Annotated in this window: 11 protein-coding genes; 8 read left to right on the top strand and 3 right to left on the bottom strand. The window is 38.6% G+C overall.

The genetic code is table 11. The features are described from left to right. Positions 1-83: 83 nt before the first annotated feature. Positions 84-731: an acyltransferase gene (locus tag ADIARSV_RS12625; protein WP_016195936.1), complete on the top strand. Its 648-nt coding sequence runs from the start codon at positions 84-86 to the stop codon at positions 729-731. Between the two features lie 150 nt (positions 732-881). Here the strand turns inward: ADIARSV_RS12625 and gmd are convergent, their stop codons facing one another. The 3 genes from gmd to ADIARSV_RS12640 all read right to left on the bottom strand — a co-directional run bounded on the left by gmd (position 882) and on the right by ADIARSV_RS12640 (position 4239). Further along, on the bottom strand, positions 882-1997 hold the full coding sequence (gene gmd, locus ADIARSV_RS12630; protein ID WP_016195937.1) for a GDP-mannose 4,6-dehydratase: 1116 nt from the start codon (positions 1995-1997) through the stop codon (positions 882-884). Positions 1998-2110: 113 nt separating this feature from the next. After that, complete coding sequence (locus tag ADIARSV_RS12635) at positions 2111-2935, bottom strand: polysaccharide lyase (RefSeq protein WP_016195938.1); 825 nt, start codon at positions 2933-2935, stop codon at positions 2111-2113. A 521-nt stretch (positions 2936-3456) separates the two neighbouring features. Then, a complete protein-coding gene (locus ADIARSV_RS12640; RefSeq protein ID WP_152439875.1) occupies positions 3457-4239 on the bottom strand; it encodes a hypothetical protein in 783 nt (260 codons plus the stop codon). 230 nt (positions 4240-4469) lie between these two features. On the opposite strand from ADIARSV_RS12640, the gene ADIARSV_RS12645 reads away from it, so the two are divergent. The 7 genes from ADIARSV_RS12645 to ADIARSV_RS12670 all read left to right on the top strand — a co-directional run bounded on the left by ADIARSV_RS12645 (position 4470) and on the right by ADIARSV_RS12670 (position 12236). Further along, positions 4470-4922, top strand: a complete 453-nt coding sequence (locus ADIARSV_RS12645; RefSeq protein ID WP_016195940.1) for an LbetaH domain-containing protein — start codon at positions 4470-4472, stop codon at positions 4920-4922. Between the two features lie 159 nt (positions 4923-5081). Continuing rightward, the gene (locus ADIARSV_RS12650; RefSeq protein WP_016195941.1) at positions 5082-5717 is read left to right on the top strand and encodes a DUF6266 family protein; all 636 of its coding nucleotides are present in this window, start codon (positions 5082-5084) and stop codon (positions 5715-5717) included. Between the two features lie 813 nt (positions 5718-6530). After that, positions 6531-7703, top strand: a complete 1173-nt coding sequence (locus ADIARSV_RS12655; protein WP_040300001.1) for an acyltransferase family protein — start codon at positions 6531-6533, stop codon at positions 7701-7703. 141 nt (positions 7704-7844) lie between these two features. Beyond that, positions 7845-8105, top strand: a complete 261-nt coding sequence (locus ADIARSV_RS21905) for a hypothetical protein (protein WP_160166666.1) — start codon at positions 7845-7847, stop codon at positions 8103-8105. Positions 8106-8297: 192 nt separating this feature from the next. Beyond that, complete coding sequence (locus ADIARSV_RS12660; protein WP_016195945.1) at positions 8298-9425, top strand: polysaccharide pyruvyl transferase family protein; 1128 nt, start codon at positions 8298-8300, stop codon at positions 9423-9425. Positions 9426-9432: 7 nt separating this feature from the next. Then, a complete protein-coding gene (locus ADIARSV_RS12665; RefSeq protein WP_016195946.1) occupies positions 9433-10488 on the top strand; it encodes a glycosyltransferase in 1056 nt (351 codons plus the stop codon). Positions 10489-10844: 356 nt separating this feature from the next. After that, positions 10845-12236 (top strand): TolC family protein, encoded by a 1392-nt coding sequence (locus ADIARSV_RS12670; RefSeq protein WP_016195947.1) that lies wholly within the window; start codon positions 10845-10847, stop codon positions 12234-12236. The last annotated feature ends 12 nt before the right edge of the window (positions 12237-12248 follow it).

The raw sequence follows: 12248 nt of genomic DNA on the forward strand, positions 1-12248 counted from the left end.
AGGTAAGGCTAATTAAAAGTTATTGTAGATGTATAATTTAAAATCGGTGAGCTTATAGATTTTTGAATATAAATTTTCGACTTATGAAAAAGCTTAAACAATTATTTAAGGATTGTGAAAAATCAAACTCAAATTTTTGGGTTGTTTTACTCAGGTCACTTTATTATAGAGCAAGGGGGAAAAATATAATTCCTCATCAAAGTGTTTATATAAGAGGTATAAAAAATATCAGTACGAAAGGAACTGTAAAAATAGGAATAAAAAATACCGGATTTACACATAATAAAGATGTTACATATTTTAATGTTATGGGTAAGGTGGATTTTTTAGGAAGCTTTTCAATTGGTAGAGGCTGCAGATTTGATATAGGAAAAGACGCAGTGGTTAAACTTGGTGATGGTTCTTATATTAATCCTTATACAAATATTATAATTATGCATGAATTAAATATAGGTAGAGATTGTGCCATTTCTTGGAACTGTGAGTTTCTTGATGACGATTTTCATAAACTTGAATATGAAGGAAAAAGTGAATTGGAATCAAATGCAATCTCTATAGGAGACATCGTTTGGATTGGATCATTTGTGTCAATTTACAAGGGAACTGTAATTCCCGATGGATGTGTGATTGCTTCGCATTCAGTTGTTAAGGGAGTTTTTAAAGAAAAATCCGTTTTAATAGCAGGCAATCCTGCAAAAGTTGTTAAAAGGAACATATCTTGGAATGGATAAAGGTTATATGATCCGCTCTTGTTTCTGTTTTACCATTATTTATTTATGTCAATAACTTGATTGTCTAAAAAATATCAAGTTATTGACATTTTCCTTTTTTATATTAATTTTACGATTATTAGAAGTTTCCGAATGTTTTTAATGTAATACTTATTCATATTGATTTTTAACGGTATAACCCAGTTGTTTAAGCGTACGTTCTTTGCGGAACAGCTCTACATCTGAAGTCATCATGTCTTTAACCAGTGCTGGCAAATCATATTTAGGAATCCATCCCAGCTTGGTGTTGGATTTAGTTGGATCACCGATCAAAAGTTCAACCTCTGTTGGACGGAAATAACGGGGATCTACTGCAACCACCTGAGTGCCTGCTTCAACCTGGTATTCGGGATTAGAGCAGGAAACAACGAATCCTTTTTCATCTATTCCTTCGCCTTTGAATTCAATTTGAATACCTACTTCAGAGAAAGCCATCCGGATGAAATCACGAACGGTAGTGGTAACACCTGTAGCAATGACAAAGTCTTCAGGGACTTCCTGTTGCAGGATCAACCACATGGCTTCTACGTAATCCTTGGCATGTCCCCAATCTCTTTTGGCATCCAGGTTTCCAAGGTATAGGCAACTCTGCATTCCAAGGGCAATCTTGGATACCCCTCTTGTGATTTTGCGGGTTACGAATGTTTCTCCGCGTAATGGGCTTTCATGATTAAACAGGATTCCATTACAGGCAAAGATGCCATACGCCTCACGGTAGTTGACCGTAATCCAGTAAGCATACATTTTAGCCACAGCATAAGGAGAACGTGGATAAAAAGGTGTGGTTTCTGATTGTGGAACTGCTTGTACCAATCCATACAATTCGGATGTGGATGCCTGATAGATTTTAGTCTTTTTAGTTAAGCCCAAAATACGAATAGCCTCAAGCAAACGAAGAGTACCGATACCATCTGCATTTGCAGTATATTCTGGGGTATCAAAACTTACCTTCACATGGCTCATGGCTCCCAGGTTATAGATTTCATCAGGTTGTACCTGCTGAATGATACGGATCAGGTTAGTGGAATCGGAAAGATCGCCGTAATGCATAAAGAAACGAACATCTTCGTCATGTGGATCCTGGTATAAATGATCAATACGATCGGTATTAAACATGGAACTTCTGCGTTTTATACCATGTACTTCATATCCTTTGGATAATAGTAATTCGGCAAGATATGCACCGTCCTGACCTGTAATACCTGTTACTAAAGCCTTTTTTTTCATTTGTAATTTCTTAGGGGTTGATTCTAAATTATAGAAACTTAGAAGTTATGTATAGAAACTGTATAATTTTAATAATTATACGTAAATATATGTGAAATTAATGAATAATTGGCCTAGAAAAAGCTAATACAGTAATCGCTCTTTTCGCAGGGTTGTGGAGCAACATCGCTATAAGAGGCTTGTTCATCACCAATCCGTATATCATCATAAAAGATTGTTCTTTTAGATGTAATACTAGGAGTCCAAGAAGTCTTCCACAGTCCTAATTTTAAGTAAGATCCTTTCTTGTCATTACTGCAGTTGGGTCCTTTATATTTAGCAACTAATACTTTATTCCTCCACACTTCAATTAACCCATCCTCCTCCCAAGTTGATTTGATGTGAAATACTAAATCATTCCATGAATTAATAATATACGGTCCTAAATCAATTTCTTTGATTCCGTCTGGTTTGATGTTAACTGAGTCTTTTGCCCATTGAACTATTAGGTATAAGCGTCCATTTTTAGATTGGCAATATATAGTTGCACCTCGATAAGTTTCACCTAAATCAAAATCTGGATATCCAACCCATTGTAGAATACTTTCACCTTGATTATCTGGAACATAGTGTTTTGAAAAAAAAACACTTAATCCGTACCATCTTTCATATTTTGCTTGTGATTCAGGCTTTAATGTTAATTCAGCGTTTATAATGTTGGTTTGAGTTGAAAATGTTTTATTGAGTTCCATTCGAACAGAAAACTTTCCAGTTTTTGCTATTGAGTCACTTTTTAATATGGAATAACTAAAGCCTTTTTCTTGATTATTCCACATAGATAAGCAATTCAATTCTTCAAATTCGCAATCAAACAGGAGATGGGATCTTTTATAAGGCTCTTCAGTTTTGGATAAAGCAGGCGCAATAAAAGTAAGAAGTAAGCACAAAAAGTAAGGCATTAGGATTTTTTTTCAAAATTAATCCTAAATGTCTCTTATTAAAGGGCTTGGTGTAGTGTTTTAAAATGATATATATTACATTATGCAATTGGATCAGAACTGACGAATTATTCTCAGTCTTAAATATCAAGGAGCTGAAGAAGTAGAAATTTAGAAGTACCTGTAAAGGATATTCTTTCTTGAAGCAAGCAAGCAAGATTTTTTAATGTGTTTTTCGTAAGTGTTGAACTTATTTCGGCAATTCGGGCACCAAAATCTTCTGATTTTAACCCAGGGCAATAGTGCTTTAATCAATGTATTGCTGGAGATACGATAATCCGTAACTGCCTTGCATCTTGGACAAGTAGTTTGATTAAGAATAATGTTTGGTGCGAATTTTGATATTTCCATGATGTTGTTAATATGCTGTTTAATTGCTCAATAGTATACAGTATGGCTTGTTATACGACTCAAATAGTGTATAAGTTACCTCATAATGGGGATAATGTTGTTATGACATCAAATAAGAGTTATTTGGAATTTTAAAGCGTAATGCTCAGTTTGAGCTGCATATTGGGAGTAGAGATTTTTTCTTTGCCGGCAGTAGCTCCTACACCGGTGTCGTATGCATTGTAGTTTGTTTTTACATCCCCTTTTATATAGTCTATGGCCAATCCTATCGACTTTCGGCGTAAAGTGATTCCAAAGGAGGTTTCTATGCCATAGGCCATTCTGTTTTTTACATCTTCTGCATCGAAACTTTTGTCTACTTGTTCGCGGCTGTAATTGGCAAATGTAAAATACCGATCGTCGGCTTGACCTGAGTTCTGATGATAGATCAGATCGAAAAACCGGATAATAGGAACAATCTGAATCCGGGCATCCAATACTACTTTCTCAATTGGGTTGAAAGAGATCATTGGTCCAATTTTGGTTGATACTGCAACTGCGATCCGGGTATCTGTTGCGTTTTTACTTTCTCCACCGGATTCAAGGGCATAATCGATCCATTCATCCATCCTGTTGTAATTTAAAGATAATAGTGTCCAGTCTAATCCATAATTGATCGGTTCCTTTGTATTCCTGTTTTTGATATAAAACATTCGTCCAAATTCCATTACAAAACCTGTTTCGGCTCCATATCTCCCGCTAAATACATTTTGTTTGGGTGATAATCCGTAATCCAATCCTTTGCCCAACGTATTTAGACCTATGCGCACGTAATCGTCGCGAAAGAAGGAACGTGAATTTTGGCCCTGTAGAGGGATCGAGACACATAAAAGGATTATAAGCCTGAAGAACGAGAAAATTGTTTTTCTTTTCATAGCATTTCCTTTTAAAGAATGTTGCTTCTCAAGTATGTATATGACATACTGTGTAGTTCTGTATCTAAACGATACACTTTACAGACTTATTGCCTAAGAAAGGCTTTGTTAGTTATCTTGGTGCACATGGAATATGCATCTAAAGTAAGATTGGCGCAGTTTGATCCTTCTGAAAATTTGGATCGGGGAGCTTCCAGGCTTAAAGAAATAGCTTGGTACCTGGTTAAAATTTGTTTTTTCTTTCTGCTTTGCCTTATCCGAATGGCTTTAAAAAGGTGCTTCTTGAGCTTTTCGGAGCTAAGATCGGAATTGGCCTCGTGCTTAAACCTCGGGTGAATATTCATTTTCCCTGGAAACTGGAGATTGGGGATCATGTGTGGATTGGTGAAGAAGCTGCCTTATTGAATTTTGAAAAGTTAACTATCGGAAATAATGTATGTATCTCCCAGCGTGTCTTTCTTTGTGGTGGTAATCATGATTTTAGGAATCCTGCTATGCCTTATCGGAATGGTCCTATTGTTTTAAAAGATGGTTGCTGGATTGGCGCTTGTTGTTTTGTTGCTGCTGGTGTGACGGTAGGGGTAGATACTGTGGTGACTGCCGGATCTATTGTGACTGCCGACCTGCAAGACAATGGAATCTATAAAGGAGATCCTTTAATGCTGATAAAGAACAGATGGTAAAATGCTTTTTATTGACGCAATTACTACATAAACGAGAAGATTTAAGAAGCTTTGCCTCAACAATCGTTCAAGTTCTGCCTTGTGTGTACGTTTGTTTCATCAGGACGGCGCAGCAGTATTGCTGGTCACTTGATAGAAACAATTTAATACATAAATATAATGGGAGAATTTAACAAAGGCGTATTGGGCGCATTTTCAGGGAAAGTAGGAAGCGTAGTCGGTAGTAACTGGCGCGACATCGATTACATGCGTGGACTGCCTAAAAAGTCCTCTAAGCCAGCTACGGCTAAACAGCTGCTCGTTCGTGACAAGTTCCGATTGCTGATCCAGTTTTTAACATTGGTCAAGGCTGTGATCGACCAGGGATTCAAGAACGAGGATACTCGTCGGGCGACTGCGTTTAACCTGGCATTTACAGCTAATAAAGATGCCTTTGCCGGTACTGATACCGAACCGGAATTGGATTTTAGCAAAATGATTTTCAGTAAGGGATCGGGTGTGAACAAAGCAACCGGCTGTAAGGTTGTTGCTGATGGTGAAGGTGCTTTGACTGTTACCTGGGATGCGATCAGCGGTAATGCGCAAGCGCTGACTGATGAGGCAACTATCGTGTTGTACAGTGAGGAGTATAATGAAGTGGTTGTGCAAGTGGGTGCACTTCGGAGTTTGAATACTGCTCAGCTCGAAATTCCATCAAACTGGGTTAGCTGTACCATCCACGGGTATGTGTACATGACTTCAAAAGAGGATAAAAACTCCTTGACTTCGTATGCAGGGGCACTGTCTGTTTTATAAGAACAGCGTTTTATTTGTGATTTGATAAAGAGCTCGTCCCGGAAAAGGGGCGGGCTCTTTTTGCTATTGTTCATCAATTGTTAAATTTTCTCAAATTTTCATAGTATGGTTGGGGATTAAAGGTACGGATGCCATGATATAGTGGTATCTTCGGATATTAAAATAGATAGAATGAATATACCTTTACTTTTCTCAGATTTATCGTCAAAACATTCTGCTGTTAGATATCGTATAATGTATAATTTAACAAATACAGCTCAATGAAAAAGGATAGGGTTCTTGAATTTACTTCAAAAAGAAAAAATATTGATGAGGCTCCTGATAATCCGCAGCATGTATGTCCTAAATGTAATTTATACACGGGTTATAGAATTCCTAATCCAAAAATAATTGATCGGTATTTCTTTTGGCTATCCTTGCATCGGTTTAAATGCACCCATTGTAGCAACAAATTTTTCATCATAATACGTGATTAAAGCTTAATTAGTTCGCTATAAGGCCTTTGCTTGTGGTTTTTTTAGTATTTTAGCGATGTGCACGTTATTGACGCTTCCGGTAGATTAATTAGAAAAGCGGACACGGATGAAAGTCCGTTGTTTTTGTGCCCTCAGTGTGGGGGATACACGGGTTGTACGATTCCTAATCCTAAGGTTATTGATACCTTTTTTTACTGGTTTTCTTTAAGAAGATTTAAATGTAATTTTTGCGGTAAAAAGTTTTACATCAGTATCAAATAAACCTGCTGTTTTATTTGATATTTTGTTTTGAAAGGTGTTAGATTTCAGTAGATTAGACTTTTCAAATCTACCTGAGATGAACAAAGAAAGATTCGTTTACATTGATGCCTTGCGGGGTATAGCGATCGCTGGTGTAATTATAGTACATTCGGCTTCTATTACAAATGTGAATGGCTTATTGAAACAGGCCGCTAGTTTGGGAAGTATGGGGGTGCAGCTGTTCTTCGTGATCAGCGCTTTTACCATTTTTTACTCTTTATCTAAGAGTAACGGGAGTGCCACTCAATTCAGAGATTTTTTTATTAGACGGTTATTTCGGATTGTGCCGGTGTACTGGTTAGGAATTGTGCTGTATACGGCTGTGTATGGTCTGGGATCAAGGGGCTGGCTGGATGGTCCGGAGCTCTGGCATTATCCTTTTCATATTTTGCTGATTAATGTATTGCATCCGCTGACTTCAAGTTCTGTTGTTCCTGGTGGATGGTCGATTAGTTGTGAGGTATTGTTTTATATGCTGGTTCCGCTGCTTTATGTTTATCTGAATACCTCTAAAAAGTTAATTGGGTTTCTGTTAATAGCCATGGTGCTGTTGCCTGTATTGAACATCATGTTGCAAAACTATGCTTTGGTACATTGGTCCGGGATTGATCGCGTCCAGCTGAAGGATTTCTTTTACCGCTGGATTCCTAATCAACTGGCTTGTTTTACTTTTGGGATCCTGCTTTATAAGATCTACGAGGATAAAAGGTATGCTGGTTGGGTATCGGGTAGGGTTGTTAATTTGATTGGTGTCACTTTGATTGTTTTGGCCTTGTTTGCCTTACAGCTCTATTATATTAAAATTCCGGAACGTATTCATCTATACTCCTTAGTTTTTATGTGCCTGGCTTTGTTGTTATCCGTGGTGCCCTGGACGCTTTTTGTGAACGGCTTTACTGTCTTTTTGGGTAAGATCAGTTATTCGTGTTATCTAATCCATTTCCTGGTGATTAAACAGGTGACGGTTGTGATTGGCAACTATTTTCCTGTGCTGACAGGTCATAATAAAGGCTACTTTTTGTTGGTGTTGTTTTTGTCTTTTTTAATAACGATTCCGCTTGGTTGGTTAAGTTATACTTTCATTGAATTGCAGGCTGTTAATTTGGGTAGGAAACTCATCACATACCTGAACCATACGGCTACTCATGAAAAGGAAATGAGTGATTTGAAAAAATCGAATGTTAAGGGTGGGAAGATTGCAAACCCTTAGCTGAATGAATGGCCAGTAATAGATTACTATACAATATAATACAGTATATTACATATTATCACGATACGTGTTCAACCTCTGTCTTCTCATGAAATAGTAGTTACTTGTGCTTAGTTTTGTTCTGTCTTAATTTTACTCATTATGATAGAACGTATACATAAAGGAACACCTTCTACAACTGATCAGCATAAATCCGGGGTGCATATTATTGACGCAAAGGGACGATTGGTGAAAGAAGCAGATACGGATTCGAGTCCTTTGTTTATGTGTCCTAAATGCCAGTGCTTCACGGGCTGCAGTATTCCTAATCCCAAATATGTGGACACTTTTTTCTACTGGTTTTCTTTAAAAAGGTTTGAATGCCACTTCTGTGGGCATAAATTTTATGAGAGCATTAAATAATTTGATTATTTCCCAATGTGTGCATTTAAAGTGTGTAATGGCTCTTTTTGTGTTTAAATTGTGCATCCAGTGCAATTTTGATCGGCTATATTTGTTTAAGTACCTGATCTGTTTGAATCCGTTTCTAATCAGTCAAACAATTCATATAATGTTGACTTGTAGTAAATGGAAAACGATGTTAAAATGCGATAAATGAAAATTGGAATCATGACTTTCTGGGAAAGCCAGAACAATTACGGACAGCTATTACAAGCATTTGCTCTAAAGACCTATCTCAAACAAAAAGGACATGATGTCTTTTTTGTCCGCTTTTACCGTATCCCTTCTTCAAAGAAAAAATCTGCCTTAAGTCGATTGAAGTTTAAAGTGATCTTATACTTGAATGACCATTTTAACATGAACTTAGCTGTAACTAATGCGGTAAGTACTGAGCCAGACCGTGGTTTCACACCTTTCAAGAAACAATATTTGAAATTTAGTCCGCGTTCTTATACTTCTTTAGCCGAACTGAAAGATAATCCTCCACAGGCGGATGCCTACATCTGCGGTAGCGACCAGGTGTGGAACAATACTTTTAAAGTGCCTGCAGAGCCCTTTTTTCTGCCTTTTGGAGCATCGTCAACTAAAAGAATTGCTTATGCGGCGAGTATTGGGCAAAAGGAGCTTTCTCCCGAAACGGCTCAATTGTTCGAACGCCAACTGGCTCACTTCAATGCGGTGAGTGTCAGGGAAAAAAGTAGCCTCTCTATTTGTACGGATGCAGGCTATGAAAATCCGGTATGGGTACCCGACCCGACGCTGTTATTTGCCAAACAGGACTGGTTGAATTTACTTCCTGTGCCTAAGGGTAATTTTAAACCAGAAAGTAAAAAGGTGTTTATTTATACGCTGGGTAACAGCTCCATCAACGATAAGGAGGCTTATTTGTCCTATATCCGGGCCATGCCGGGTGTGGAGGTGCAACATGCCAGTGCAAATGGGGATACTTCAGGTAATTGTTATCCTTCTATTCCGGAATGGCTGGGTTTGATTGCCGAATCGGATTTCATTATGACCAACTCCTTTCATGGAATGGTGTTTTGCATTATTTTTAATAAGAAATTTATTATTCTTCCTAATACGGGCGCCATGGAAGGCATGAATGAACGGATCACCAGTCTGATCACTAAATTTAACCTGGAGCAGCACATGATGTTCGGGTTTGATCAAACAAAAATGGATGATCTGATGAAGTTTGATACGGATTGGGATTATGTAAATAATCAGATTGCTGACTGGAGACATGTGGCACATGAATTTTTAGATGTTGCATTAAAATAACTATTGAATGAAAATTTCATTTTATCCTGAAAGCACACGACAAAATAAATATTCCGAAATTATCACCTCGCTTCTCAAAGGTAAAGGGGTAAAGATTTATTCCCTGAGTTATGTATTTTCTGGATTTGCAGCTTTTAAAAAGGTTAAGGTTGTTCATTTGAATTGGTATGAGAATTTGAATGAGCCCACGCGCTTTGCTGTGTTTTCGGTATTTTTCAAGCGCATGATGAAGTTGATTGCCCTTCGGGTATTTGGGAAAAAGGTGATCTGGACCATGCATAATAAAATGCCGCATGATAAATCCATGATGTTTTTTAAAAAGACTTTGCTCTATGCGCTGGTTAAATTGTCTAATACGATTATTATCCATAGCCGGGTATCGGAAGTGATTTTGCGCAAGATTAGTAAAAGTGCATTTGCTAAGATCAGGTATATCCCTCATCCTGATTATATTGGTGTGTATGGCGACATTGAACTTTCCTTCGATCATTCAACAGGGAGCAAAGTATTAAAACTGCTTTTTTTGGGTGCGGTTAAGCCATACAAAAATATTGAACTGTTGATCGATGTGATCAGTCAGTTTGACCATGATGTTTTTCTGACCATTGCGGGGCAACCTCAAAATGTTGACTATCAGGACTTGCTTGTTAATTACGCGAAGAATAATGTTAATGTTCATCTTGATTTGAAATTTATTCCTGATGAAAAACTCCCTTTTTATATTGCGCAATGTGATTTGCTGGTGATGCCTTATGATATGCGCAGCAGTTTAAACTCCGGCTCGGTAATTCTGGCTTTTTCTTATAAGAAAACGGTGATTTGTCCACGGATAGGTACTATTCTGGATATGCAGAACCAGGAAAATATTCTCTCGTATACCTATACTTCTGATCTGGAACATTTTGATGCGTTGACTGAAGTGATCAGTCGGGCGGTAGAAATGAAGAAAACCACGAATGACATCTTTGAAGAATATGGAGAGCGAATTTATAATGATGTGGTGATCCAGAATAATAAAGATAAGGTCATTCGTCTGCTCATGGCTGAGTATGATAAATTCTAAAAAACTTTCTTTATCCTTAGTTGTTCGGCTAAATTCTATATTCTTGCGCGTTAAAACTTTTTTTATTGATTGTAGTTGTTTTATAGGGTTCATAAGTGTTAACAAGATGAATTCCATGTGATCTATTCAGAAACACCCTGCTATTTTATTCAGGGTGTTTTTGTATGGATTACATGGTGGGTTGTATCCGGTTTCGCACATGGGCAATGCAATGGGTTATGATTTAGCTGATTGTTAATTTATTCGTTGTTTTAATGTAACAATTTTAAAATTCTTTGATTTGCATAATAATTGATCTCAAGGAAATACTTATTTGTTGCAACAAGGATATAAATTTGTCAGGTAAAATTTTCCCTATGCCCTGCAGATCTACCTCTGGTTTTTTTATTTGTTTGTTCTCACTTGCCGCCTTTTCTACGCAGGCCCAGACCTTAAGTCTAAAGGATGCGGTTGAGCTGGCTTTGCGAAATTATGGCACGTTGAAAGCGAAAAGTAATTATGCACTGGCTTCCAAAGAAACGATCCTTCAGGCCAGGAGGGATTATTTACCTAATTTTACTTTAAGTGCCCAGCAGGACTATGGTACGATAAATGGCCAGAATGGTCCGCTTTATGGATTAGGTGGTCTAAGTGCCTCACCCTCAGGTCCTGCTTTATCCAAACAAAACTGGCATGCTGCTTTTGGGGCGCTGTATCTGGCGAACATCAATTGGGATGTATTTACTTTCGGGCGTACCCGGGGAAGGGTGAAGGTAGCTAAGGCCACCTATGAGCGGGATCGGCGTGACCTGGAACAGGAGATGTTCCAGCATGAGGTTCGTGTTTCTTCCGCATACCTGAACTTGCTGGCGGCACAGCGTCTGAGCCGATCGCAGGAAAAGAATCTGGAACGATCGGGTACCTTTCTGAATACCGCCCTGGTGCGTGCTAAAAATGGTTTAATCGCCGGGGTAGATACTTCATTGGCAAATGCGGAGGTTTCGAGTGCCAGAATTGCCTTGATGAATGCGAAGAACTTTGAGCAAACGCAGGCTAATGAGTTGGGTGTGCTCATGGGGGTGACGGCTACTTCTTTTGTTTTGGATACGTTGTCGGTTACACGGATCCCTCATCTTTTTCCGACTGATTCTGTGGTACCAACTCAACATCCTGCATTGCTATATTACCAGAACAGTGTAGAGGTGAGCAAGGAACAGACGAATCAGTACCGTCGCTTATATTATCCTTCATTTTCTTTATTTGGTGTGATGCAGGGCAGGGGATCGGGTTTTGAGTACGACTATCCCCTGGATCAAAGCTTATATTCCGGCAGGTATTTGGATGGAATTAACCCGGTAAGGGGCAACTACCTGATCGGGGCAGGACTCACCTGGAACCTGACAACCTTACTTAGGAATCATCCGCAGGTTAAATCGCAGCATTACATCACTGAGGGTTTGAAAAATGAGTACGACATGGTAGATCAGCAACTTGAATCGCAGCTGGCCCTGGCGGAGGAGAGGATTAAGAATGCAATGGCGAATTACAGGGAGGCGCCGGTGCAGGTAAAGGCAGCCTCGGATGCGTATTTGCAGAAAAGCACCTTGTATAAAAATGGATTGACCACGTTAGTGGATCTCACTCAGGCAATCTATGCTTTAAACCGGGCGGAAACGGACCGTGATATTGCCTACAACAATGTGTGGCAGGCCCTGTTGTTGAAATGTGCCGCCCTGGGCGATTATGATCTGTTTATCAATGAATTTTAATCCGGTTATCTA

Origin of the sequence: Arcticibacter svalbardensis MN12-7, from assembly GCF_000403135.1 — a bacterium.
Classification (GTDB): Bacteria; Bacteroidota; Bacteroidia; order Sphingobacteriales; family Sphingobacteriaceae; genus Arcticibacter; species Arcticibacter svalbardensis.

Excerpts from the sequence above, each read along its gene's own strand:
- gmd (WP_016195937.1), bottom strand. The coding sequence starts at position 1,997 with ATGAAAAAAAAGGCTTTAGTAACAGGTATTACAGGTCAGGACGGTGCA.
- ADIARSV_RS12665 (WP_016195946.1), top strand. The coding sequence starts at position 9,433 with ATGAAAATTTCATTTTATCCTGAAAGCACACGACAAAATAAATATTCC.
- ADIARSV_RS12670 (WP_016195947.1), top strand. The coding sequence starts at position 10,845 with ATGCCCTGCAGATCTACCTCTGGTTTTTTTATTTGTTTGTTCTCACTT.
- ADIARSV_RS12655 (WP_040300001.1), top strand. The coding sequence starts at position 6,531 with ATGAACAAAGAAAGATTCGTTTACATTGATGCCTTGCGGGGTATAGCG.
- ADIARSV_RS21905 (WP_160166666.1), top strand. The coding sequence starts at position 7,845 with ATGATAGAACGTATACATAAAGGAACACCTTCTACAACTGATCAGCAT.
- ADIARSV_RS12660 (WP_016195945.1), top strand. The coding sequence starts at position 8,298 with ATGAAAATTGGAATCATGACTTTCTGGGAAAGCCAGAACAATTACGGA.
- ADIARSV_RS12625 (WP_016195936.1), top strand. The coding sequence starts at position 84 with ATGAAAAAGCTTAAACAATTATTTAAGGATTGTGAAAAATCAAACTCA.
- ADIARSV_RS12640 (WP_152439875.1), bottom strand. The coding sequence starts at position 4,239 with ATGAAAAGAAAAACAATTTTCTCGTTCTTCAGGCTTATAATCCTTTTA.
- ADIARSV_RS12635 (WP_016195938.1), bottom strand. The coding sequence starts at position 2,935 with ATGCCTTACTTTTTGTGCTTACTTCTTACTTTTATTGCGCCTGCTTTA.
- ADIARSV_RS12650 (WP_016195941.1), top strand. The coding sequence starts at position 5,082 with ATGGGAGAATTTAACAAAGGCGTATTGGGCGCATTTTCAGGGAAAGTA.